The sequence below is a fragment of the Methanohalophilus sp. genome (genome assembly GCF_030156785.1).
In the GTDB taxonomy this organism is placed as follows: domain Archaea; phylum Halobacteriota; class Methanosarcinia; order Methanosarcinales; family Methanosarcinaceae; genus Methanohalophilus.
This window is the reverse complement of the sequence record NZ_JASGLW010000001.1, coordinates 176,199-202,575: the sequence shown is the minus strand read 5'-3', so window position 1 is coordinate 202,575 and position 26,377 is coordinate 176,199. Positions and strand designations below refer to the sequence as shown.

20 protein-coding genes are annotated in these 26,377 nt (G+C 40.6%); 14 read left to right on the top strand and 6 right to left on the bottom strand.

The genetic code is table 11. The annotated features are described in order from the left end of the window. Window positions 1-160 precede the first annotated feature (160 nt). Genes PWQ49_RS01045 through mtaA form a run of 3 tightly spaced genes read right to left on the bottom strand, consistent with a single transcriptional unit; the run spans window position 161 to window position 3,948 of the window. A complete protein-coding gene (locus tag PWQ49_RS01045) occupies window positions 161-1,261 on the bottom strand; it encodes a GTP-binding protein (protein WP_300606581.1) in 1,101 nt (366 codons plus the stop codon). 1 nt (window position 1,262) lies between these two features. Further along, a complete protein-coding gene (locus PWQ49_RS01040; RefSeq protein WP_300606578.1) occupies window positions 1,263-2,870 on the bottom strand; it encodes a methylamine methyltransferase corrinoid protein reductive activase in 1,608 nt (535 codons plus the stop codon). A 58-nt stretch (window positions 2,871-2,928) separates the two neighbouring features. After that, window positions 2,929-3,948: a methylcobamide:CoM methyltransferase MtaA gene (mtaA, locus tag PWQ49_RS01035; RefSeq protein ID WP_300606576.1), complete on the bottom strand. Its 1,020-nt coding sequence runs from the start codon at window positions 3,946-3,948 to the stop codon at window positions 2,929-2,931. A gap of 485 nt (window positions 3,949-4,433) precedes the next feature. Here mtaA and PWQ49_RS01030 point away from each other — a divergent pair, with 485 nt between their 5' ends. The 9 genes from PWQ49_RS01030 (at window position 4,434) to PWQ49_RS00990 (ending at window position 14,729) form a co-directional block, all read left to right on the top strand. Then, window positions 4,434-5,831, top strand: a complete 1,398-nt coding sequence (locus PWQ49_RS01030; RefSeq protein ID WP_300606574.1) for a sulfatase-like hydrolase/transferase — start codon at window positions 4,434-4,436, stop codon at window positions 5,829-5,831. Window positions 5,832-5,875: 44 nt separating this feature from the next. Then, window positions 5,876-6,724, top strand: coding sequence for a prephenate dehydratase (gene pheA, locus PWQ49_RS01025; RefSeq protein ID WP_300606572.1), 849 nt, complete (start codon window positions 5,876-5,878; stop codon window positions 6,722-6,724). A 25-nt stretch (window positions 6,725-6,749) separates the two neighbouring features. Beyond that, window positions 6,750-7,628, top strand: a complete 879-nt coding sequence (locus tag PWQ49_RS01020) for a hypothetical protein (protein ID WP_300606569.1) — start codon at window positions 6,750-6,752, stop codon at window positions 7,626-7,628. A 20-nt stretch (window positions 7,629-7,648) separates the two neighbouring features. Further along, window positions 7,649-8,617: a MoxR family ATPase gene (locus PWQ49_RS01015; RefSeq protein WP_300606567.1), complete on the top strand. Its 969-nt coding sequence runs from the start codon at window positions 7,649-7,651 to the stop codon at window positions 8,615-8,617. 27 nt (window positions 8,618-8,644) lie between these two features. Next, the gene (locus PWQ49_RS01010; protein WP_300606565.1) at window positions 8,645-9,529 is read left to right on the top strand and encodes a DUF58 domain-containing protein; all 885 of its coding nucleotides are present in this window, start codon (window positions 8,645-8,647) and stop codon (window positions 9,527-9,529) included. Next, the gene (locus PWQ49_RS01005; protein WP_300606563.1) at window positions 9,529-11,409 is read left to right on the top strand and encodes a BatA domain-containing protein; all 1,881 of its coding nucleotides are present in this window, start codon (window positions 9,529-9,531) and stop codon (window positions 11,407-11,409) included. Before PWQ49_RS01010 ends, PWQ49_RS01005 begins: the two co-directional genes overlap by 1 nt. Next, on the top strand, window positions 11,409-13,955 hold the full coding sequence (locus tag PWQ49_RS01000; protein WP_300606560.1) for a VWA domain-containing protein: 2,547 nt from the start codon (window positions 11,409-11,411) through the stop codon (window positions 13,953-13,955). The genes PWQ49_RS01005 and PWQ49_RS01000 overlap by 1 nt, the downstream gene beginning before the upstream one ends. A 22-nt stretch (window positions 13,956-13,977) precedes the next feature. Continuing rightward, complete coding sequence (locus PWQ49_RS00995) at window positions 13,978-14,307, top strand: multidrug efflux SMR transporter (RefSeq protein ID WP_300606557.1); 330 nt, start codon at window positions 13,978-13,980, stop codon at window positions 14,305-14,307. A gap of 254 nt (window positions 14,308-14,561) precedes the next feature. Next, window positions 14,562-14,729, top strand: a complete 168-nt coding sequence (locus PWQ49_RS00990; RefSeq protein ID WP_300606555.1) for a hypothetical protein — start codon at window positions 14,562-14,564, stop codon at window positions 14,727-14,729. A 246-nt stretch (window positions 14,730-14,975) separates the two neighbouring features. On the opposite strand, the gene PWQ49_RS00985 is transcribed toward PWQ49_RS00990, so the two are convergent. Genes PWQ49_RS00985 through carA form a run of 3 tightly spaced genes read right to left on the bottom strand, consistent with a single transcriptional unit; the run spans window position 14,976 to window position 20,541 of the window. Continuing rightward, the gene (locus PWQ49_RS00985) at window positions 14,976-16,160 is read right to left on the bottom strand and encodes an argininosuccinate synthase (RefSeq protein WP_300606552.1); all 1,185 of its coding nucleotides are present in this window, start codon (window positions 16,158-16,160) and stop codon (window positions 14,976-14,978) included. A 47-nt stretch (window positions 16,161-16,207) separates the two neighbouring features. After that, window positions 16,208-19,447, bottom strand: a complete 3,240-nt coding sequence (gene carB, locus PWQ49_RS00980) for a carbamoyl-phosphate synthase large subunit (RefSeq protein WP_300606550.1) — start codon at window positions 19,445-19,447, stop codon at window positions 16,208-16,210. Further along, a complete protein-coding gene (gene carA, locus PWQ49_RS00975; RefSeq protein WP_300606547.1) occupies window positions 19,447-20,541 on the bottom strand; it encodes a glutamine-hydrolyzing carbamoyl-phosphate synthase small subunit in 1,095 nt (364 codons plus the stop codon). Before carA ends, carB begins: the two co-directional genes overlap by 1 nt. 587 nt (window positions 20,542-21,128) lie before the next feature. Between carA and PWQ49_RS00970 the strand changes: the two genes are divergently transcribed. From PWQ49_RS00970 to PWQ49_RS00950, 5 genes are read left to right on the top strand one after another with little or no spacing between them, the layout of a single operon-like run. Next, window positions 21,129-22,613 (top strand): (R)-citramalate synthase, encoded by a 1,485-nt coding sequence (locus PWQ49_RS00970; RefSeq protein WP_300606719.1) that lies wholly within the window; start codon window positions 21,129-21,131, stop codon window positions 22,611-22,613. A gap of 1 nt (window position 22,614) precedes the next feature. After that, entirely contained in the window at window positions 22,615-24,306 is a 1,692-nt protein-coding gene (locus PWQ49_RS00965) for an acetolactate synthase large subunit (RefSeq protein WP_300606544.1), read from the top strand. Next, the gene (gene ilvN, locus PWQ49_RS00960; RefSeq protein ID WP_300606542.1) at window positions 24,303-24,788 is read left to right on the top strand and encodes an acetolactate synthase small subunit; all 486 of its coding nucleotides are present in this window, start codon (window positions 24,303-24,305) and stop codon (window positions 24,786-24,788) included. Before PWQ49_RS00965 ends, ilvN begins: the two co-directional genes overlap by 4 nt. Window positions 24,789-24,814: 26 nt before the next feature. After that, window positions 24,815-25,822, top strand: coding sequence for a ketol-acid reductoisomerase (gene ilvC, locus PWQ49_RS00955; protein WP_300606539.1), 1,008 nt, complete (start codon window positions 24,815-24,817; stop codon window positions 25,820-25,822). A gap of 32 nt (window positions 25,823-25,854) precedes the next feature. Further along, entirely contained in the window at window positions 25,855-26,376 is a 522-nt protein-coding gene (locus PWQ49_RS00950; RefSeq protein WP_300606537.1) for a nitroreductase, read from the top strand. Window position 26,377 lies beyond the last annotated feature (1 nt).

The following is a 26,377-nucleotide window of genomic DNA, read 5'->3' as shown; positions in this document are numbered from 1 at the left end:
TAATAAATTTGTAATCAAAAGCGGTATTTAATTTAAAATGCCGTTTTGAAGTTACAAACTTATATATGTTCGCAATTAATGATAATATTTGCTCACATCTAAGTATCACTTCCTTCCTTACTCCAATCTACAAGTGGTTTGGTATTTAGATGTGAGCAACTCAAATATCGTTACATATATTTATAATCTCAACAGAGTTTTTATGCTTGTGACTTTTCTGAACAACATTCTTTACTATGGGAACGTCATTTTGTGTAAATACTTCCTGAACACAGAAATCAATGGAGTCAATAAGCTCCTTACTGGCAATGTTGGATACCGCTGCAAGAATTTTCACAGACATTGACGAATTGAAGCTTTCAAAACTTTCTACTTGTGGTTCTTCATAGTAAGCAGTGGTACTTGCCTTTATTGTAGCTGTGTTTGTTTTCAGTACCGATTTTACATGGCCGATAAATGATGGATTTAATGCAGCAATTTTTTCCCTTAGTTTTTTGAGGAGTATGCAGGAAATGTCCTCTGCATCTTTTGTATTGAGACTACCTCTTATCAAAATAAACTCTGCAGCATAGGTCGCCATGCCCGATGCAGTGATTGAATTGATTTCTTTTGGCTGCTCCAAAACTTTTGGAGTATTCTTTCCTGAATTGACGTTATTTTCAAGTAAAAGATCCATAAAATTTGAAAAAGGAATTGAATCAGATTTTGCAGAATAGCGCACTATTCTCGCCTTTGGGTTCATCTCCTTTAGTGAAGATTCTATAATGGAAACATATAGATCTTCAACAATATCTACTTTATTTATGGCAAGAATTTCCGCGTCAATTATTTGCCTCTCTGAAAACTGTTTTATTTCTTTCATCTGATCCTTGAACCTGCTGCCATCGATCAATGTTACTAGAGGAGCAAAGTCAACATTGCCCAGATTCATCAGCATTATTTCATCCCTGATTACTGCAGGAAAAGCAATTCCTGTAGGTTCTATTAACAAAAAATCAGGGTTGTAGTCTTTTATTATAGCATTGATGGTGTAGCGTAGATCTCGCTTTAAGGTGCAGCAAATACATCCGCTTGTGAGTTCAATACTATCAAAACCATAGCTTGATATTACGTCACCATCAATACCCACTTCCCCAATCTCATTAACAATTATTGCAACCTTTACACCTTTCTTTCCAAGAAACTCACTTACCCTGAGGATAGTTGAAGTTTTCCCGCTTCCAAGAAAACCACCAATTACAAGAACTTTCATATTTTTCATATTAGACCACCTGGAGCAAATTCCAGTCCAAAAGATCCTGTGGGCAAGCATGCATACATTTCTGGCAATGTGCACCATCACACAGATCCGTACGTATCCTGACAGTTTTATCTTCAACCGATAATGCTTCATTTGGGCAAACTTTCATGCATTCATGGCACGATGTGCAATGTTCGATTTCCATTTGCAGATAGGTGCCAACTTTATCAAGAACATGCAATCCTTCTTCACCCAGAACTGGAATGTCTTTTTCCACCCATTTTTCAATTACTGGTTTAGAACTGGAAATATCAATTGTTGGTAGGCCCTTCTTTTTTAGGTATTTTTTCAGGGCCTTAAAAGGCATCCCCTCTCCCCAGTAGGACAATTCGAGGATATAAGCATCTTTAAATGCACTATCTGTTGCAAACATTACATGTGTACCGACAATTTCCCTGGCAATAGATTGTAATTCCCACAACCTTTCTTCCGATAGAAGGATTTCGCGAGCCATTGCAAGTGAAGTATTACCTATCTGGCACACTTTTTGGGCACTATACGGAACCATACCAATTGAATGCGCCTTTGCTGCATCCATGTAAGTTCCCGCAGCACCGGACATATAAACGGTTTCGATTTCATCCATTCCAATACCTGCGGCATTACACAGAGCAATATGCCCGGCACGCAATGCACCAATAGCCCTTCCTGCTTCTTTCAGATCTTTTTCAGTAAAGGTAAGACCATCCTGTAAATGAATCAATTTATCCTTGGTAGTAATTTGAGGAAGAACTATCAATCCATTTTTGATGGATTCATCAATTAAAGCAATAACACCAGTTCCAGTAATTCCACGGGCATCAATCTGACCCTCATTAATCACAGTTCCCGTTTCAGGATCTACAATATCTCCGGGAATTGTATCCATATCTTCATTTAAAACGAAGTTTTGTAACCCACTTTGATTAAACGAAACATCCGAAATTGCAAATGGTCTGGCAATAGTTCCATTACTTATCTCCTGTCCTTCAAGAGCAGGGCCCGCCGCCGCAGAACCTGTATATATAACGTTATTAACCTTCAATGCCATCTCAGCATTTGTTCCGTAATCAGTAGCAATGGCAATTTCATCTTTTTCAAGCATGCCGGATTTCAGGATAAGAGCAAGAGCATCAGCTCCGACCTCATGTTTAATTGCGGGGGGAATAAAAACCCGGCATTTATTGAAATCTTCGAGTCCATGAATATCGGTTGCGTTAATAATGACTGCATTTCGTTCCTGTTCTTTAATCTTGTCTTTTTCTTTCTTTCTCTGACCGGCATATGCCAGATCATCTATTGGAATACCTTGGAAAAGAGATAATTGGATGGGATTTCCACAGATAGCAAGGCGCTCTAAAGATGATGAAACTTCAAGTTTATCAATTATGTTTTTGAAAGCATTGATCATAAGATCATGCGCAAGATCTTGGCCATAAGTTACAGCAAAATCCAGATGATCCATCACATTGGCACCAGGTATAGGATTTCGCATAGTGATTACAGTTTTTTTAATTTCACCAGAATCAAGATCGATTTTCTGGGCACGAAATCCGCTTGTTCCAAGATCAATTGCAACTCCGATTTTCATGGTATCACCGTTGAAAATTTATGTAAAGATGCAAGAGGAAGCATCTTTACATAAATTTTTAAAGATAGTATTCATCTCTGCCCTCAACCAGAGCTTTCACATTTTCAAGCGGAGAATTTGGTGCAATACCACAGCCAGGAGCAACTACATCAATTCCACCATCAAGTGCCTTCCGAACATTTTCTTTTACGTCATCGGGCGTGCCTGCAAGGATTACGAAGGGACTGGATATATTTCCTACAAGGGTTGCACGTCCTTTTACTGTTTCTTTTGCAGCTTTGAGATCTGGTACTTTCTCTTCAATGCTGAGGCCTTCAAATTTGCAATCAGCCATCATATCAAGAATAGGTTCAACATTCCCACAAACGTGTAGGATCTTAACACAATCTATATTATCAGCAAAGCGTATAAGCCGTGATTTCAGTATAGAATCAAATGTAGATGGATCCATGAGATCAGGAGATGCAACCGGATCTGCAACACAGATCATGTCTACTCCACTATCAAGCAACAGGCTAGCATATTCTATACAGGCATCTGTAGCAAAATCAAGAATGGCTTCAAAGTCATCAGGTTTCTTGATTGACCATTTCATGAATTTTTTCACACTTGCAAGATCAGATGCCAGTGTTACAGGCCCTTCCATGCCTGCAATTATTGGTATATCTTCACCAACCATTTCTCTTACAATTTTTGCTGTTTCAAGAACAATAGGAACCCTACCAGTTTCGGCCAGATTCTCAGGGGCTTGAAGTCCATCAATTCCACTCTTGTAAGGATGGTCGGTTACCGATGGTTGCCTGTTGTTTGTACCCATATTGACTTCGCATCCCATTGCTTCTGCCAATACTGTCAGGCAGAAAGGATACCTTACAGCTTCAAGACCTCCTTGTTCATGTGAAGCAACTGCCAAAGTTGCCATTTTTTCAGCATTTGTATGGGCTTCCGGCCATGCAGCACCGGTCATTTCCATTAATTCCACTATTGCAGTTTGAGTTACTGAAACTGCAGGTGCCATATCAACAGGTTGCCCAGTTAACGCATTGATCAATCGTGTTTTTGGATCTAATTTTTCCATAACTAATTCACTCCAATCTACATGTATGAACCCATTATGATGGGCTTATTTGACTATTGCTGCGTTGGTGTTTTATGTATATAAATATTTGTTTTTTGAAAATGCCATATATTAACATTTTGTAAAAAAGTAATACAATTGTTCCATTAAAAAACAAAATAATGGTTTTGTTGATGTTGATTCATTGTTTAATTTATAGAATATTTGAGATTTATAAACAATTGCATGTGAGCAATACTTATATATAATGAGCGAAAATCAAGTTATAATTAATAATATAAAAAGAAACCTATGATAGAATAGATTCTTTTCATGGCACATTTTTTAAAACCTCCGACAGGTCCTGTTTTTAATAATGAAAATTTCACATGCAAATAATAATAGGATGTTAAGAGAAACTTATAAATATGAATCATTGTGGAGGTTCTAAAAAACTACAAAAATAGAATATTATTTATCTTAAAACGTAAACTAATTATTCTTATATGAAATTATATTTGTTTTTAATAATCTTATTAATCTCATCCCATATTCCGTTATCTGCTGCCGATGGAGTAGTTGAAGAAGAAAAATCTACCGACTTTAACAGTATCGTTATTCTGATTGTTGATGGTCTTGGTGCATCTTACATATATCCTGAATATCAACCCAAAGCTCTTGATAGAAACATATTGCAAAAACCCCAATTAAAAAATTTCACAGCAATATCATCAAAAAGTATTCGGTTTTTAGATATCAGCACAACTTCACTTTCAGGAAATAGCGGACATAATGTGCTTATTACAGGCACCTGCAAAGCAGATGAAAAAATGGTAGAGTATCCAGGAACTACAATTTATGATGTACTTCACGATTATGGATATGTTGCGATTGCTATCATGGAAAAAGGCGATTCAGCTGAAATAATTGCAGAACAGGATCTTATTCTTCATGATACAACAAATTCAATAAATGATGTTAATTTATCGCTAAAAGCCAGGCAATGCTCAGAAGATGAAGCACTTTATGAAGTTTGGAAAAGTCTGGGAAAACATGCCAATGACTTACCCAAACTTGTGGAAAATGAAAGGGAAGGGAGCATTGAACGATATAATGCCTACAATGAAATTGTTTTTAAGGCGGCAGAAGACACAATACTGGAAATGAAAAAATCGGATGTACCATATATACTTACACTAAATATAGGAGCAATTGACAGTGCCGGCCATTATCGTGGAATCGGAGGATACCTGCAGACCATAGAGTATTTTGATATGATGATTCTCCCTTTGTATCAACTTTGCAGGGATAATGGCATTACACTTGTAATAACATCTGATCACGGCATGGCTTTTCCGGATTCAGAAAACAGGGGTGGTGTGCTATCCGGAAAGTACTCAGAAGCATCTGAAGTAAAAAGAATTCCCTTAATAATATACTCTCCCACTTCTGAACCTGAAATTATAGATTTCCCTGCAGATCAGCAGGATATTGCTCCCACAATACTTAGTCTTCTAGACATCCCCGACAATCCCCATTTTTGTGAAGGAAAACGCATCCATATCAAGGATTATGCAACACTAAAAATAATTACAGAAAATAGATGTAATATCTGTGTTTTGCGTGAAGGTAAGATTGTTGATTCAAGTGAACCCGGAGTTATACACTATTTTCAAAAACTGGATATTGATACCGATTATACTTTTGTTGTATTTGACGAAGAAGGAAAACTGATTGATGAAAAGATATATTCCCTTAGTGGAGACAGAATCATACATCTTTCCACAGAGAAATCTCATTCACCCATTTCTGACAAAGGATGGTTTGATTATTTTGGTTATGCATTAATTGCAATAATAAACCTCACAGGGATAACGCTGATTTTTTGGCTTCTGAAACAATAATTGAATCACAAGTTATTTTTAATATCAAATAAGTCTAAATTGCGATGCGTACTGGCACATTGGGTCCACAACAATCTTATTCCGAAAGAGCCACCAAGGTCTGGCTTGAATTGTGCGGAAAGAAAGGAGAAATTGTCCGTTTTTTTGATGACATTCCGGATGTTTTCACTGCCCTTGATGAAAAAGAGATTGATGTCGGCATTGTTCCGATTGAAAATTCCATAGAGGGTTCTGTTGGAGTGACTCTGGATTTACTGATGGAAAAGGATGTTACGATCATTGGCGGAGTTGTTGTTCCTATTAGTCATTGTCTTGTTTCAAAGGGAAAAACAGAAGATATCCATGTAATCTTATCCCACCCACACGCTCTTGCACAATGCAGGCAATTTCTCAGGAAAAACTTTCCGAATGCAGAATTGAGGACTACAGGCAGTACATCGCACGCTGCCCGCCTTGCGACTGAATTTAATGAGATGGCCGCAATTGCTTCAGAGGCGGCGGCGAAAACCTATGGACTTAATGTCCTCCTCTCGGGAATCCAGGACTGGAAGAAAAATGAAACACGCTTTATTACAATGGTTGCCAGCCATAATAAACAACAAACATGTGTTCCGCAGGAAAAAGCAGCTAATTACAAAACATCCATTATTGTATATCTTGATAGCGATCGTCCAGGTGCACTGTACGAAATTTTGAAAGAATTTGCCACAAGGAACATCAATCTTACAAGAATAGAATCAAGACCTTCAAAAAGATCTCTTGGTGATTATTTGTTTTATATTGATTTTGAAGGGACAATTGACGATGAAAATATCAATGATGTGATTAGTCAGATCGCTATGAAAACAAAGAAATTGAAAATGCTGGGTTCTTACGGCGAATATTTTGCATAAAAGCACAATATCTGAGGGAATAACTATGGAAGAAGCCGGTGAAGATTTGGAGCTTTTTATTCAAGAGAAACAAAAAGCAGCTCAGAAATATAGAAGAATCTTTGTAGCTATAGACAGTTTATCTGTGACACTACTTCTATACATTGCTTTTCGAATTTTTAACATGGATTTATTGTATCCTGATCCTGATGAAAGTTTCCTGATCTCTACTATAACAGTAAAAGCATCTACAATTGCACTTTTGATTGCAGCTTTCATAATTTCTTTCCCGGCGGTTTTATTGTTACATAGAAGAGATAAAAAACAAAATATTCTTGAAATTATTGAATCAAAATATCCAATACTTGAAGAAAAATTAAGAACTGCCTATGATAATCGTGAGGTTCAAAACACAATAGTTCCAGAACTTTTAATGTCTGTAGTATCAGCAACAAAAGAAATACCCAATTCTGTAGTTCTAATCAATAAAATGCTCAGATTAACGATAATACTTTTCTTTGCTGCTTCCATATTAACAACTACTACAACCGTATTAGATTACCGTACTCAAATTACTCCTTCAGACATTGAAGAGGTTATTGAAGATCTTCCATTTGTTCCGGATAATGGAAATATGCCTCCTGAAACCTCACCTTTAGATGACAGAAAGAATCCATCTGGAGAAAATATCACCGGGGAACCCTCAGTGATAATAGTAGAAGGTGAAGAAGTTGATCTCACCTTACCACCAGGATCTGAAACCGGGTTTACTGAATCTGGAGACGATGAAAGCCTTCCGCCGGATTTTAAACCATCTTCATCTTACGATATCGGAATGATCTCATCTTCACCTTACCATGAGGACTTACCGGAAGGGTACGAGGATCTGATAAAATCATATTTTGAAGAAATCACAAAGCAGTAACATTAAAAGGAGTAACAACAATGACCGAGGCTTCAAATACTGAACTGAAAGAAACATATAAAAGTTTACCCGATACTTTTTCCAAACTTTTCACTGAAATTTCAAAAGTAGTTGTAGGGCAACATGAAACCGTGGAACAAATAATCGTAGCAATTTTATCTAACGGTCATACATTAATAGAAAGTAATCCGGGACTAGGAAAAACCTTAATGATTTCAACGATTGCGAAAGTCGTGGATTTGAGTTTTAGCCGCATTCAGTGTACACCGGATTTAATGCCTGCAGATATAACAGGTACACACATTATAGAGGAAATTGATGGGCACAAGGAATTTAGATTTGAAGCTGGACCGGTTTTTGCAAATATCGTTCTTGCTGATGAAATAAACAGAGCATCCCCAAAAACCCAGTCAGCTCTCCTTGAAGCCATGCAGGAAAAACAGGTCACAATCGGAAATGACACATTTATTCTGGACAAACCTTTCTTTGTCCTTGCAACTCAGAACCCTATAGAAATGGAAGGGACTTTTCCCCTGCCTGAAGCTCAGCTTGACCGTTTTCTCCTGAAAATACTTGTAGATTACCCTGCTATTGAAGAAGAAAAGGAAATTGTCCGCCGCTACACGATGGTAGATATTCCACAAGTCAAGACTGTTCTTAATAAAAAAGATATCATTAATCTTCAGCGTTTGACACGGGAAGTACCGATTGCTGATGATATAAAGGAATATGCAATCAAACTGGTAGTTGCAACTCGCAACTGGTCAGAGCACATTGAGTATGGAGCATCCCCCAGGGCTTCAATCGGTCTCATTCTTGCTGCAAAGGCACGTGCACTTATCATGGGAAGAAATTATGTCAGCAAGGAAGACATTGACGCAATGGCTTACCCGATTCTCAGGCACAGGATAGTGCTTACTTTTGAGTCTGAAAGGCGCAGCATTACGCCTGATCAGGTAATTAGTGAAATAATTAAGCACAGCAATTAATCTCATCATTACGATGCAGGACTTTAAATGAAAGAAAGCGATGATAAAATAGACCTGAATTTCCTCAGACAACTGGACCGTTTTTCCCTGATGGTTCGCAAACGGGTTTCTACATCCTATGCAGGTAGCCGCAGGTCTGTGCGAAGTGGTCGAGGTCTGGATACGCTTGAGTACCGAGAATATCACCCGGGTGATGAATTACGCACAGTGGACTGGAATGTCTATGCACGTACCGAAAAACTCTATGTTCGCCAGTTTGAGGAAACAAAATCAGTTACCACCCATATCCTGCTTGACAGCAGCAACAGTATGGCATATCCCGAAAACGGGATGACAAAATTCCAGTATGCTTCTATGATTTCCCTTGGTTTTGCCTATCTTGTGACAAAAGATAATGACAGTTTTACAATTTCCACATTTGCAGATAATATTGAAATACATCGACCTAAACGAGGACGCAGGCATCTGTTGGATTCAATAGAAAGGTTGAATAATGCAACAATTCGGGGGAAAACAGACATTGGCAATTGTGTAAAATTGTATGAAAAAGCCATACGCTCCCGTTCATTGATAATCATAGTGTCAGATTTCCTGCAAGAAATCGAAGCAATCGAATCTGCGATATACCGGTTGTCTGCGCATGACCTAATGCTCATACAGGTTCTGGATAAAAGTGAGCGTGAACTTACATTGCATGGAGATTCAAGACTTATGGATCTTGAGACTGGAGAAGAACTCAAAACATATATCAGTAAGAGTTTCCAGAAGGAATACAATGAGATCCTGAATGAACATCTTGCCCGCATACAGTCTGTATGTGATCATGTGGATGCGGATTTCTATACTGTCACAACTGATGTACCGATTTTTGATACATTCCTTTACACACTGGGAAGTAGGAGGCGTTGGTAATGCCATTTGAAACACCTCTTGCCCTGGCAGCACTTGCAAGCATTATTCCACTTATCATCCTTTACCTGCTGCGTCCTAAACCATTTATAATTAAAATTCCTTCCCTGATGTTCCTTATGAAAGTGGAGCAGAAAAAAAGATTCTCTACAATCAGGAAACTCTTCAGGGATCCTATTTTTCTGATACAATTGCTTGTTTTAATTCTGCTTTCAACAGCAGCAGCATCTCCCTTCCTGACATCTGAGGAAGACCTTAGCGGGGAGCATACTGTTATTATTATTGATTCATCGGCCAGCATGCAGGCTGACAACCGTTTTGCAGAAGCTGTTCGTCTTGCCGAAGGTTATGTGAGCAAGGAAAATACCATAATCCTTGCAAAAAATATTCCTGAAATCGTCCTTCAGGAAGGAAATTCAGGTGACGCCAAGTCTCAGCTGGATGAAATAAAAGCAACTTCCACCGTAGCTGATCTTTCGGCGGCAATATCCGAAGGCATGCGAATTCTTTCGGAGAGAGGTGGAAGAATTGTAGTTCTATCCGATTTTGGAAGCTGGGATGGAAATGACCCAGTTGAATCAAAGCAGCTTGCAGAATCTTATGGTATTGATGTTAGTTTTGTTCCGGTTGGAAGTCCTGTAAACAACATCGGAATTATTGATGGTTGGATTGACCAGACACCTAACGGCTATGAATATAATTGCATAATTAAGAACTATGACAGTTCAAGGAAAACTGTTAATGTAGATATTAAATCAGGAGATTATGCTGATAGAGTTTCACTTAGCATCCAGGGAAGAAACACCGAAGCATTCAAAATAACTAACCTTGGAACAGGAATTACAGAGATCAGTATTTCAAATAAAGACTCCTTTACTGAAGACAACACTGCCTATGTTTCGATACCCTCAAACACTGTTATTCCATGTCTCATCATCACCGATACCCCTAGACTACCTTCATCCTTAGCTCTCTCCCTGCTTCCCGGGGCAAAATTGAGTACCTCCACCGGAGTGCCTTCTGTATCTGATCTCAATAATTATCGTATTGTTATTGTCTCCAATAAAAACACTGTACTTTCCAAAGAAGAAGTTACCAGACTTTCTACCTTTCTCAATTCCGGCGGAAATGTGGTTTTCGTTGCAAGTAAAGCACTGGATCCAGATGTGGCTGATGATGTACAGAAACTCCTTCCTATTGAAATATCCGGAATTGATGAAGAACATAGAGGTACTGAAGTTAAAATAACACAGGAAACACGCCTTACTGATGACATCAAATATGATGAGATTTCACTTTACACCTTTCTTAATTCCACGCTTAAGGAAGATGCAGTGGCTGTTGTTACAACCGAAGATGATATCCCCCTGCTTGCATACATGGAAAAAGGTGACGGAATAGTCCTGTATGTGGGATTCAATGACAGGTTGGAATTTGATGACAAAGAGGAGGATGTTTGGAATAATTTTCATAATTTACCGGAATACCCGGTTATGTGGGCCCGCATTGTTGCGTTGCTTGGTGAAGCAGGAGATATTGGCGACTATAACCTTAAAACCGGAACAGTCACCCAACTTACAGGAGAAAGGGATGTACTAACACCCTCTGGTACAATAACCACAAACCGGGTTTATTTCGAGGAAACCGGTATTTACACAATTGGAAGCAACTCAATTGCGGTCAACCTCTATAGCGATTCTGAATCAGATACAACAGTTGATCCGAAAAAACTGATTGAACGTTCCATGACTACCGATGAACCAAAAGTTGTACGAGAAACAACATACACAGCCGAAAAACATCTTGAGAATTACCTGATTGCAATTGTTATCATTCTTGCAATAATTGAAATTCTGATTATCAGAAAGAGAGGTGAACTTTAATGTTTTCCTTTGAAAATCCGCTGTTGCTTTTGCTTATAATTCCGGTAATTATCGGAGCAATTTATTTCCTGATAAAAGGTGGAAGCAGAAGCCTCATAATTTCCCGTATGATTGTACTTTCCCTGCTTGTGGTCGCCCTTGCAGGTCCCTATACTTTCATCAGTGAAGTTACGCAGGAGGAAAACCCCCAGCTTGTAATTATCTCGGATAATACTGACAGCATGCAGCTCTTTGAGAAGGGTGTGGGGGATGAAATTTATGAAAGCCTCAGCGCCAAAACACCCACAACTTTTGTTGAAATTGACGGAGACAAAACGCCACTGGGTGATGCCATTATGCAATACTCCATGGGGGATCGGCAAATAGTCCTTGTAACTGATGGCAACAACAATTATGGTGCCGATCTCGAAGAAGCTTTTGAAGTTGCTAAAGAGACAGATACCACTGTTTATGCTGTGGTTCCTGATCTCATGTATAACGATCTCAGCGTTCAGATAGAGGGAGAAAAAGTTGCATTACAGGACAATGGATATAACTTTAAGATCATTGTCAAACAAGCATCCGATGATTTTGTAAAATGTGATTTGAAAGTTTATGTTGATGGTGTGGAAAGCACTACGATGTTCAATGACATAGCACTACATAGAACCCGTGAAAACATAATTGTTCCAAAAGAGGGAGAACTTCCTATTTTTGATGAAGTTGGAGAACACATAATAGAAGTTGAAATAATTCCAGAAAGCAGAGATTATGATCCAATTAATAATAAGTTTATAAAATCAATCTATGTTATACCAAAACCAAAAGTCCAGTATATAACTGAAGAACAATATCAATCAGGCTTGCTAGATATCCTGAATGAATTTTACAAATTGAGCGTATCTTCTGATTTCAACAATCTTGATGACAAAAAGGCAGTTGTACTAGATAATATTCATATAAATTCTTTGAGTGAAGAAGATATCAATAAGTTGGATGAGTATGTCCTTAATGGAGGAGGTCTGGTAGTTGTTGGAGGAGATCGTTCCTATGATAGGGGTGAGTATCTGAATTCCTCTCTTGAAATGCTATTGCCTGTGATATCTGAGCCCACAGAGACAACTGGAGGAGAAGTTATTGTTTTCTTATTGGACACTTCTGGAAGTGCTTCCGGTGGTGATTATGAGATAGGTGAAGTAATACCAAACCCCAGTCACCCTCAGAACCCGGAAACCAGTGCAGAGACTATTAATATACGCACTCTGGATCTTGTAGTAACCAGTACACTTTCTTTTATCGGCTGGCAGGAACTATGGGACGCAAAAGCAGGATTTATTTCATTTTCTAAGGACGCCAAAACTGAATTTCCAATGACAAGATTGAATACGGAAACAAATCGGAATGATATCAAAAAACAACTTCTTAACCTGACAAGTGGAGCAGGGACTAATTTGCATGTAGGTATTGAAGCTGCTGGTGAAATGCTTGAAAAAGAAGCTGGTAAAAAAACAATTATTATATTATCCGATGGGAAAATTGAAGAATCGTATACCCAGAGCATTAATGTTGCAAAACAACTAAAGCAATCACAAAATATCGATTTCGTTTTTATTCAGGTCACAAATCCAGTTGGCATAAATTATGCCCGTAATTTTATTGAGGAAGTTGAAGGAACAGATAAGCTTGAATATAACTATATATTAGCTCCAAATGGAATTGGCAATATAAACGAGATAAATAATCCTTTTGAACCCGAAAAAACTGAAGATTTACAGAATGAGACTTCTGAAGAAGGACAATATAAATTAATTGAACTGAATCCCACTCATTTTATATCACGTGATTCCAATACGACTTCGAATATTACGGGTTACAATGACGTAACAGCAAAGCCAGGAGCAGATCGTATAATTATTACAAATACTGGTAAACCTGTAATCACCGCATGGAGATATGGTCTTGGAAGAGTTGTCGCTATCACAACTGATAACGGAAGAGATTATGGATGGAGCAGGGAAATGTATGCAAACGATTCCCGTCTTATTTCTGCATCTCTTAATTGGGCCATAGCCGATCCACAGATTAAAGAAGGGCAAGTTGTTGAAGCTGATGATACTTGGTATGGAATTCCTGCAGAGGTTACTGTTACAATGTATGATACAGATACGGTCCCAAAACTCGTTTATGAGGGTAGTGAACTGGAATTATCCCTTGTTGGCAGGAATAAATATAAAGCAACAATAAACCCTTCAAAAATAGGAATCCATCATGTTTCTGGATATCCTATAGCAGTAAATTATGGAATTGAATACAGGGATGTTGGCATTAATGAGGAACTATTGTCTTTGATAGATAAAAGTGATGGCAAGGTTTATTCCAAAAATGAAGCAAAAGCTCTTCTCTTAAGCGACGCAAGAGAAAATTCCTACAAGCCACGGCTTGTGCAAGTAAGCCAGAAAATGTATTATATCCTTGCAGCTTTGTTGCTGTTTCTCCTTGAGGTATGTTTAAGTAGGGGAAGAGAAATAATTGAAGCAAATAAAAAGGAGAAAGCATCCGAAAAATAATCTGCTAAAATCGGAGAAAAACATGATAACAGGTTACTTATATCTGGCAGCAGCTATCTTTTTTGAAATATGCGGAAGTATATGCATGAAATTATCCGAAGGATATGCAAACATACTGCCTACTGTTTTGATTTTTGTTTTCTATGGAATCAGTTTCGGCATATTTCCCATTGCCCTGAAAACCATTGATGTAAGCATTGCCTATGCAATATGGTCCGGTGTCGGAACCGTAGCAATAACGATCATCGGGATTTTTTATTTTAAGGAAACGGCTACCGCAATAAAAATGGTTTCTATTTTCGTGGTAATGCTCGGGGTTGCGGGGCTCAACCTGAGCGACAAGCTGGCCTAAAAAAATCAAAAGGAAAGTAAGGGGAATTATCCCCTGAAATAAACCTGCTGTAGTACTTTCTGGAAGCCGTGATATTTTGCATAGCTTTCAGCATCATGCAGGCAGATAAAAGTTTGATCTGATTAATTTGGATTGTGGGGTTATATGTTTATGCCGGCAATAGAAACTTTAATAAATGATTAATCATTATAGATGTATGCAATGAATAATCGTGATGATTAATTGTTTAACACCAAAACCGGAGGAAAGAATAAATGGACACATACTACGAAGGGGCTATGATGGACGACGAAGACAACATCCTTGAATGGAAAACCATGGGGCTTAATGTTGATGTCATCGGTGCATTCATTGCCACTCTTACAGTGTCTATTGCCCTGATGGCCTTCCTCAGATTTGCAACTTATGCCAGCCTCTTTTGAAGTAAGGGAAAGTTCCGGTGATCCGGAAACTCCTTTATTTCACAGGTTTTCATTATTTTCTTGAAATCTGTGCTATCGCCTATGCAACCTGATCTGGCATGGGAACTGCAGCAATTACAATCATTGGGATACACTATATTGAAAAGCCATCTATTGTATAATGGTCCTATTTTCGTAACAATGCCCGGAAGATGGCTTCACCTGAACAAGCTGGCGTAAACAAATAAAAAAGAAAGTAGAGGGGAATTACTCCCCTGAAATAAACCTGCGATAATATCTTGCCTGGAAGCCATGGTACTTTGCATACCCTTCAGCATCCTGCTGGTTGATGGACTGGCTATCAAAGGAAACAAGTTCTTCCGAATAGAGGGCGAAGGGAGAAGTACGGGCCACAACGTATGCATTCCCTTTGAAAAGCTTCAGGGTGACGGTTCCAGTAACTCTCTGCTGTGTGTTATCAATGAACGCGTTGAGATCATCAAAAAGAGGTTCATCCACAAGACCATAGTATGCGAGCTCTGACCATTCGGAATCAACATGAGCTTTGAACTTCAATTCGGATCTGGTGAGTACAAGTTTTTCTAGGTCTCTGTGAGCCGTAAGCAACACTGTTGCTGCCGGATGCTCGTAATTCTCACGTGCCTTCAGGCCGAGAATCCTGTCCTCAATCATATCAGTGCGTCCTACGCCATGGCCTCCAGCAATGTGGTTAAGTCTTTCAATTAGTTCAACCCCGCCCATAAGTTCCCCGTCAAGGGATACTGGAACACCATCCTCAAAACCAATTTCAATCAACTGGGCATCAGGAGCCAATGCAGGATCAACCGTCCACTTGTAGATTTCCTCAGGTGGAATATAACCCGGATCTTCAAGTTTCCCACCTTCAATACTCCTGCTCCAGAGATTCTCGTCGATACTCCATGGCTTTTTGGTGGTTACAGTTACTGGAATATTATGCTCTTTAGCATAGTTGATTTCCCATTCACGAGTAAGGTTCATCTCACGCATAGGAGCAATGACTTCCATATCAGTTAACCTGAATATGGCTTCAAAACGAAGCTGGTCATTACCTTTACCTGTACAACCATGTGCAAGGACATTTGCCCCTTCTTTCTCAGCAACCTCTACAACTTTACGGGCAATAAGTGGCCTTGCAATGGATGTACCCATCACATAGCCTTCATAGTCACCATTTGCCTTGATGAGGGGGAAAAGATAATCGTTAACAAATTCCTCACGAGCATCAATGGTATAATGCTTATCACTGATTTTCTTTGCTTTATCCTCAGCCTGTTTTACGTCCTCTGCAGGTTGACCAACATCAACCGCTACAGTGATAACTTCATCACAGTGATATTTTTCCTTAAGAATGGGGATACAAATGGAGGTATCCAATCCTCCGGAATATGCTAGTACAGCTTTCTTTACCATATTTGCGTCCTCTGGTAGATAAAATAAATAAAAATTACAGCAGGATCTTATTCCTGCCGGAGTACTTCTTTATGGTACTCATTGATGGATTTTATAGTTATCCTATCACTACTCTTCATTGAAGTGATTGCTTCAACCGCCGCTTTTGCAGCCTGGATCGTGGTTATGTAGGGCACTTGATAATCCACTGCTGAACGACGAATGTAATATCCATCCCTGCGTGATTGCCTAGATGTCGGGGTGTTGATAATCAAAGCCACATCCCCACGGCGCAACATGTCAATAACGTTTGGACTACCTTCATGTACCTTTTGTACTGCTTCCATAACAACACCCTTATCTGCAAGATATTTGGCAGTGGCTTTGGTACCCATGAGATTCAATCCTGCTTCCTGAAGCTTTCGGGCAACTTCTACGCTCAGTTCCTTGTCTTCATCTCTTATGGACATGAATACCGTACCTGTCAACGGAAGTAGGTTATCAGCACTTAGTTGTGCTTTGAAGAATGCACGACCGAAATTGTAATCAATTCCCATTACCTCTCCTGTGCTCTTCATCTCAGGACCCAGTACAGGGTCCGCACCCGGCAATTTGTCAAACGGAAGTAAGACCTCCTTGACAGAATAATAATCAAGTGATGGCTCTTTCTCCTGAATATATCCAAGGTCTTCAAGAGAATGCCCGATAATAACCTGTGCTGCAATCTTTGCAAGAGGAAGACCCGAAGCCTTTGATACAAACGGGATTGTACGGCTTGATCTCGGGTTGGCTTCAAGCACATAGACCTTGCCGTCCTTGGTTGCCATCTGGAGGTTAATAAGTCCTTTAACTTCAAGGGCAAGTGCAATCTTACGTGTATAATCTCTGACAATTTCAAGAATATCTTCGGATAGATCATAAGGTGGAATCACACAGGCAGAATCACCGGAATGCACACCTGCTTCTTCTATGTGCTCCATAATAGCACCAATCAGGACATTCTTGCCATCCGAAACTGCATCAACATCTATTTCAATTGCGCCTTCAAGGAAGTCATCAATTAAAATAGGATGCTCCGGGGAAACACGCACAGCTTCCTTCATATAACGCTGGAGATCTGAATCGTCATAGACAATCTCCATTGCTCTGCCACCAAGCACATACGATGGTCTTACAAGTACAGGATATCCAATCCTGTTTGCAACTTCAATTGCCCCGTCTTCAGATGTTGCATAACCGGCTTCAGGCTGGTTTATGCCCATTTCCTGAAGCATCTGATTAAATTTCTCCCTGTTCTCTGCAATATCCATGCTTTCGGGGGATGTTCCGAGAATCTTTGTGGGAAGATCGGTGCGGCGATCGAGCTCCTTTTTAAGCGGAAGAGCAAGATTTACGGAGGTTTGTCCTCCAAACTGAACCAATACACCGTCTGGTTTTTCACGCTCTATGACGTTCATCACATCCTCAAGGGTGAGTGGTTCAAAGAATAACTTGTCGGATGTATCATAGTCAGTGGACACAGTTTCCGGGTTATTATTGATGATATGTGTCTCAATTCCCTCTTCTCTGATTGCCCGAACAGCATGTACGGTACAGTAATCAAACTCAATACCCTGTCCGATGCGAATAGGACCAGCACCGAGGATCAGGATTTTCTTCCTGTCAGAGGGATTACATTCACACATGGTTTCATAGCATGAATAATAGTAGGGAGTTTCAGCAGCAAACTCAGCAGCACAGGTGTCTACCATCTTGTAAGTTGGTATGATTCCTGCTTCCCTTCTAATATCATTAATTTCTTCACGCGTTCTGGATGTAAGTTCCGCAATACGGGCGTCAGTTAATCCCATCTGTTTTGCAGCCCTGAGCAGTTCTGAATCCACCGCACCAGCAACAAAAAGAGAACTTGTAAGTCTTTTCTCAATTTTCACTATATTATCTATTTTTTCAATGAAGAAAGGATCAATGCCTGTTAGTGTGGATATTTTTGAAATGGAATATCCCTTCTGCAGCGCATGATAAATGACATAGAGACGCTCACTTGTAGGAGTCTTAAGTAAAGTTACTATCTCGGAATCATCCCACTCGCCTGCCCCGAGAACCATGCCATTTTCAAGAGATCGTACCGCTTTGAGAAGAGATTCTTCAATAGTCCTTCCGATAGCCATTACTTCCCCTGTGCTCTTCATGGAGGTAGTAAGTGTCTTGTCAGCAGTCACAAACTTGTCAAATGGCCAGCGTGGAATTTTTGTCACTACGTAGTCAATAGTAGGTTCAAATGATGCAGGTGTTTTCTTTGTAACATCATTGGAAATCTCATCAAGAGTCATGCCGACAGCAATCTTTGCAGTTACCCTTGCAATCGGATAACCCGTTGCCTTTGATGCAAGAGCCGACGATCTGGATACCCGCGGGTTAACTTCAACTACCCTGTAGTCACCATCCTTTACAGCAAACTGGATGTTACAGCCGCCTTCAATGCCAAGTTCCCTTATGATTTTGATAGCCGCCGTACGTAGCATCTGATGTTCTTCATCATTGAGAGTCTGAGAGGGGGTAACCACCATGGATTCACCGGTATGGACACCCATCGGATCAAGGTTTTCCATGTTACAGATTACGATACAGGTATCATTTGAGTCACGCATTACTTCATACTCAAACTCCTTCCATCCAAGCACACTTTCCTCAATGAGAACCTGATTAATGCGGCTTCGGCGAATACCACGCTCCACTATTTCAAGGAGTTCTTCACGTGTATGAGCAATTCCGCCACCTGCTCCACCAAGAGTATATGCAGGCCTGACAATAAGTGGAAGACCAAGTTCATCGATAAGCTCTTCAGCTTCCTTCAACGATGAAATGGCTTTACTGCGGGGAACTTTCTCGCCTATTTGTTCCATTGTTGCCTTAAATAGCTCTCTGTCCTCAGTGTTCTCAATAGCTTCAAGGGAAGTTCCGAGCAACTGCACACCATACTTATCGAGTATACCACGCTCTGCCAGCTCACTGGTAACATTCAAACCGGTTTGTCCGCCAAGCCCTGCAATAATACCATCAGGACGCTCCTTTTCAATTATACCTGCAATTATTTCAGCATCAAGGGGTTCGATATAAACAGCATCTGCAATTTCGGGATCCGTCATGATGGTAGCAGGATTAGAGTTTACGAGAACAACCTCAATGCCTTCTTCACGAAGGGACCTGCATGCCTGGCTTCCTGAGAAATCGAATTCTGCAGCCTGCCCAATCATAATAGGGCCGGAGCCGATAAGCATAATCTTATGGATTCCTTCCTTGATTGGCATTAGTTCTCGCCCCCCATCATTCTGTTAACCCTGTCAAAGAACAGCTTCTCGGTATCAAGCGGACCGGGGTGCGCGTCCGGATGATACTGGACACTGAGAACATCCAGATCACGGTGAGCCACACCTTCCACTGTATTGTCATTGGTATTGAGTTCCGTAATTATGAGATCAGTGTTTTCAAGTGAATCCGCACTCACGGCAAAACCATGGTTCTGAGATGTAATGTGCACAATAGATGTAGAAAGATCCTTCACAGGCTGGTTTCCACCCCTATGACCAAATTTCATTTTATAGGTATCCGCTCCAAGAGCGATGGAAATTACCTGATGGCCAAGGCATATACCTGCAATTGGAAGCTCAGAACAGAATTCTTTGACTGCCTTGATGGCATCTGTAGCATTCTGTGGATCTCCTGGACCATTGGAGAAAAATAGTAGATCCGGTTCATAACCGGCAATCTCATTAACAGATGTTGAAGCTGGTACAACCTGTACATTGATCCCTCTAGCAACAAGGCTGTCAATAATCTGTGTCTTCATGCCAAGATCAACAAGAACAGCCGTTTTTGATTTTTCCGTAGCTGCTTTTCCTTTTACAAGGTATGGAGACTTGCATGTCACTTTGGATATTAGGTCAATTTCAGAAATCGGAGGGACTTCCCGGGCAAGACGGACAGCTTCATCACCGTCATCACTCCCATTAATAAGGGCTGCCCGCATTGTACCATGCTCCCTGTTATTAATAGTCAGCATCCGAGTATCAACACCGGAAATTCCGGGTTTACCCTCATCTTCCATAAGTTTGTAAATTGTTTTCTTTGACCTATGGTGTGATGGGCTGGGGCAGGCTTCCCTGACCACAAGACCTTCTGCTTTGACACCATCTGACTGAAAACACTCTTCACTGACACCATAATTTCCTATAAGGGGATAGGTAAACATGAGAATCTGACCCTTATAAGAAGGATCGGAAAGAGCTTCTTCATATCCAGTGTATTGAGTTGTAAAAACAAGTTCTCCACAAACCGTGCCTTCAGCACCAAATCCAGTGCCCTTGACAACTGTACCATCTTCTAATCCAAGAACTGCATGCATAATCGGAACCTGCCTATACATGATAAAGGTCAGCAATAAGTATTTCGATAGAAAAGAGTAAAATAAAATAGTAAAAAATACAATTTATGGCTCTGTAGAAATCCTTTTTCTCTAACCTCAAATGAGTTATTACATTTTTATAAGAAGTCTTCTGTGACTGCTTACCAACAAAAAACAAGGGTATGACTGTGTTTTTAGTTAGGGCGAAGATTTCTACAAAGCCAAGAGAAGAAGAGAAGTGATATTTATATTTGAAACAGACAAATATTAAATACTTAAATATTGAGTGGAATCCAGAAAATATTATATCTTGCTCGAGATTGGATCATGATCTAGATCTCAGTCGAGGGATGTTGATACTTTTGAGTCTAAGCATATCTCAATTGGGATCACATATGGGATCTATCTCCGTATTGCCTGAATAGCAAGCAAACAGCTACGTTTTTTCTACTATCATATTTTGAATAGCATGGGTTATAAATAAGATCAATCAATATTCCCTATCATCAGTAGGCATGAGTGAAATTGACATTCCAAAAAAGGGATCTAAATATATTTGTACAACGCCTACAAAACTACCGTGAGGGATTATATTATTCGAAAATATACGCTTTTTGGATACTACACTCCGAGATGGTGAACAAACACCCGGAGTCGCACTGAATACCGAAGAAAAACTTGCAATCGCTCGTAAGCTCGACGAGCTTGGCATACCAATAATTGAAGCCGGTTCTGCAATAACTTCTGAGGGAGAGCGTGAAGCTATAAAAGCTGTTGTCTCTGAAGGACTGGATGCAGAAATCTGTAGCTATTGCCGCATCATGCAGCAGGATGTAGATTATGCTCTTGAATGCGACGTGGATTCCATTCATCTGGTAGCTCCGGTTTCGGACCTTCACATTAATGTAAAATTAAAGAAAGATCGCGAAAAAGTCATCGAAATGGCTGTTAACACCACTGAATACGCCAAAGAACACGGTCTTATTGTTGAAATTAGCGGAGAAGATGCTTCTAGAGCTGATTTTGATTTCCTAAAAAGTTTCTACCAAAGAGTAATTGAAGCTGGCGCAGACAGGGCTTGTTATTGCGATACTGTTGGTTTATTGGTACCGGAAAAAACAACTGAGATATTTGGAGCACTTGCAGATTTTTGCAAAGTCCCCCTCAGTGTACATTGCCACGACGATTTCGGATTATCGGTTGCAAATACAATTGCTGCACTGCGTGCCGGCGCCAGAGAAGCACACTGCACAATAAACGGTATCGGAGAAAGAGCCGGAAACACCGCTCTTGAAGAAGTTGTCATGATCCTGGAATGGCTCTACAAATATGACACCGGAATTAAGCATGAGGAATTATATCGCACATCCCGCCTTGTCAGCAGGTTGACTGGAATACCGGTTGCAATCAACAAATCATTGGTTGGAGGCAATGCATTTACACATGAAGCAGGAATCCATGTGCATGGTCTGCTTGCTGATACTTCAACCTACGAACCACTCAAACCAGAACTTATCGGAAGGGAACGCAAGATTGTTCTTGGAAAGCATGCAGGAAAGAGCTCAGTTACTCTTGCCCTGAAGGAGCTCGGACTTGATGTTGATAAAACACAACTTAACGAAATCCTTCTCCGTATCAAAGAACTTGGAGATCATGGTAAAAGGGTTACGGATTCAGATCTGCAAGCAATTGCAGAAACAGTTCTTGGTATTTACACGGAAGCCCGCGTAAATCTTGAAGAATACAACATTGTTTCCGGAAGCAAAGTGATGCCAACGGCATCTGTGAGACTAACTGTTGACGGGAAGGAAGTCATTGAAGCCGATGTCGGAGACGGGCCAGTAGATGCAGTTGTAAAAGGCATCAGTAAAGCAGTTGCTGGAATTGCAGATATCCGGCTTGAAGAATATCATGTTGATGCAATTACTGGAGGTACCGATGCACTTGTGGAAGTGCGTGTAAAATTATCACGAGACGGAAAAATTGTTACATCACGAGGTGCCCGTACGGATATTATAAAGGCATCCGTAGAGGCAGTAATCAATGGAATAAACCAACTTATAAGGAGATAATATGAGCGAAAAGAAAGAGAGGATGACAGGTGCCAGAGCTATCATCGAATCGCTCTATAGAGAGGGTGTTGAGGTGATCTTTGGATATCCCGGAGGTGTCCTGTTGCCCCTTTATGATGAATTGTATGATGCCGATATCAGGCACATACTGGTGAGACATGAGCAGGCAGCAGCACATGCTGCAGAAGGGTATGCAAGGGCAACAGGAAAGGTAGGTGTATGTCTTGCAACATCCGGTCCAGGTGCTACAAATCTTGTTACAGGTATTGCAAATGCCTACATGGATTCCATTCCAATGGTAGCATTTACCGGACAGGTTCCACGATCTCTTCTTGGAAACGATGCGTTCCAAGAAGCTGATATAACCGGAATTACAATGCCAATTACCAAGCACAATTATCTTGTGCAGAATGCAAACGATCTTCCCAGAATCATCAAGGAGGCATTCCATATTGCATCTACGGGCCGTCCAGGACCCGTATTGATAGATCTTCCAAAAGATGTAACAACTGATGAAATTGACTTTTATTATCCAGATAAAGTCGATTTAAGAGGATATAAACCAACATTTAAAGGCAATCTCCAGCAAGTTAAGAAGGCGGCATCTGCGATTGCAAAATCATCCAGACCACTGATTTATGCAGGGGGCGGTATCATTAGTTCAGGTGCACATGAAGAACTTCTCAAATTTGCAGAAATTATTCAGGCTCCTGTAACAACAACCCTCACCGGAATAAGCAGTTTCCCTTCCGGACACCCTCTTTATCTTGGAATGCCCGGTATGCACGGAACCAAGTATGCGAATTATGCAATTCAGGAATCTGATCTGTTGATTGCGGTCGGTGCAAGATTCGATGACAGAGTTACAGGAAAAGTTCAGTCATTTGCACCAAATGCAAAGATAATTCACATTGATATTGACCCCGCTGAGATTTCAAAGAATGTAACTGTTGACATTCCGATTGTGGGTGATGCAAAGAATGTCCTTGCTTCTCTCATCAAGCATGTCAAGAAAACTGAGAGGAAAGAATGGATTGACAAGATCCAGGAGTGGAGAGACGCCTATCCACTACATTACATTAAGGAAAAGAATAATCTTAAGCCACAGTTCATCCTTGAACAGATAAATGAAGTATGCGATGATGCAATCATTGTAACCGAAGTCGGACAGCACCAGATGTGGACAGCCCAGTATTACAAGTTCAAAGAGCCAAGGACCTTTATTAGTTCTGGAGGTCTTGGGACTATGGGATACGGATTTCCTGCTGCAATCGGCGCAAAGATTGGAAGGCCTGACAAAGTGGTCTTCAACATTGCCGGGGATGGCTCTTTCCAGATGAATCTGCAAGAACTTGCTACGGCTATGCAGGACGATATTCCGGTAATTGTCGCAATAATGAACAATGGTTACCTTGGCATGGTAAGACAATGGCAGGAATTATTCTTTGATAAGAGATATTCGTTTACCTGCATTAAGGGCAGTGTGGACTTTGTAAAACTTGCTGAAGCCTATGGTGCTCTTGGAATTCGTGTTACAAAAGAAGACGAAGTCAAACCGGCTATCGAGAAAGCAATCAAATCCAACAAACCGGCTGTCATTGATTTCATCGTGGAATGTGAAGAGAACGTATCACCAATGGTGCCAGCAGGTGCTGCAATTAATGAAATACTTGATCTGGAGAGAAAAGAATGAGACACACACTTGCAGTTCTGGTAGAAAACAAATTCGGAGTGCTGTCAAGAGTTGCCGGACTTTTCTCAAGACGCGGATACAACATCGATAGTCTTGCAGTGGGTATTACTGAAAACCCTAATATCTCAAGGATGACAATTGTGGTTCGCGGTGATGAACATGTCCTCGAGCAGGTAATCAAGCAACTCAACAAACTCATTGACGTGATAAGGGTAATGGACCTTGGTGCAGAAGAATCAGTTGATAGGGAACTTGCACTTATAAAAGTCAATGCAGATAAAGATAATCGCGCTGAGATTATCCAGATTGTAGATATTTTCAGGGCCCGGATAATTGACGTTGCAGCCCATTCCCTCACAATTGAGGTAACTGGTGATGAAGGAAAAATTGAAGCAATCGAGAACCTGCTAAAACCTTTTGGGATCATGGAAATGGCACGTACAGGTAAAATAGCACTTAAAAGGGGATCTAAGAGTCCCTGATTATTTTGATATTAGGAGATTAAATTATGGTAGAAGTATTCTATGACAAAGATGCGGATCTGTCCGCAATGGATGGAAAGAAAATCGCAGTTATCGGCTATGGGAGCCAGGGACACGCACAGGCACAGAACCTGCATGACTCAGGTATTGATGTGGTGGTTGGTCTTCGTGCAGGAAGCCGCCGCTGGAAACAGGCAGAGGACGATGGTCTTAAGGTAATGACCGTAGAAGATGCAGCTCGTGAAGCAGACATCATCCAGATACTCATGCCTGATGAAGTTCAGGCCGATGTTTACAGAGAAAAGATAGAATCCGGACTTGAAGCTGGTAACGCACTGGTATTTTCCCACGGATTTAATATTCACTACAACCAGATTGTTCCGCCAAAAGATGTGGATGTTTACATGGTTGCACCAAAAAGTCCCGGTCATCTTGTCAGAAGAACTTTCAAGGAAGGTGCAGGGGTTCCCGGCCTTATTGCAATTTATCAAGATGCAACCGGTAATGCAAAAACACTGGCGCTTGCCCATGCGCGTGGTGTTGGATGTACCCGTGCAGGTGTGATCGAAACAACATTCCGAGAAGAAACCGAAACCGACCTTTTCGGAGAACAGGTTGATCTCTGTGGTGGTGTTGCATCCCTTATCAAGACTTCATTTGAAGTTCTTGTGGAAGCGGGATACAAGCCTGAAATGGCATACTTCGAGACACTCCACGAACTCAAGCTCATTGTCGACCTAATCCATGAAGGTGGGCTTGAGAAGATGTGGTATTCCGTATCTAACACCGCCGAATACGGCGGTTTAACGGTTGGCCCGCAGGTCATCAACGAGGAGTCACGTGAAGCGATGTATCGTGCTCTTGAGCGCATCCAGAACGGTGAGTTCGCCCGTGAGTTCGTGCTGGAAGGCAAGACAAATCACCCTGTCCTTACAGCAATGGAACGCCATGAGAGAGAGCACCCTGTAGAAGAAGTCGGCAGGAAGCTTCGTGCCATGATGCCATGGCTCAACAGTGAGCTCAATGAAGAGTAATTAATTTTTCTTCCTTTTCAGGAGGAAATATTGTGGGAAACACAATCAAAACAATTTTTTCCCGGCGAAGTGTCCGGGAATTCACTAAAGAGGATGTGAGTGATGATGACATCACTACTATCCTTGAATGTGGATGCTGGGCACCTTCAGGACTTAACAATCAGCCTTGGAAATTTGTTATCATTCGTGAACAAGAAAAAATTCGCAAACTTGCAGAGTGTACGAGGTATACAAAAACCGTCCTTGGCGCAAATGTCTTGATTGCGGTTTATTTTGATCATGAGACTTCCTACAACAGAACAAAAGATATACAGGCAATAGGAGCTGCCATCCAGAACATGCTGCTTGCCTGTGATGAACTTGGCCTTGGTGCAGTCTGGCTAGGAGAAATCCTCAATCAGGAGGATGATGTAAATACAATTCTGAATGCTCCAAAAAACGTTGAACTCATGGCTGTAATTGCTATTGGGCATCCAGTTGAAAAAAAGCGTACATCCTCAAGGAAAGGCCTTGAAGAAGTTGTATTCAGGGAAGATTTTAACACTAAATGGTGAT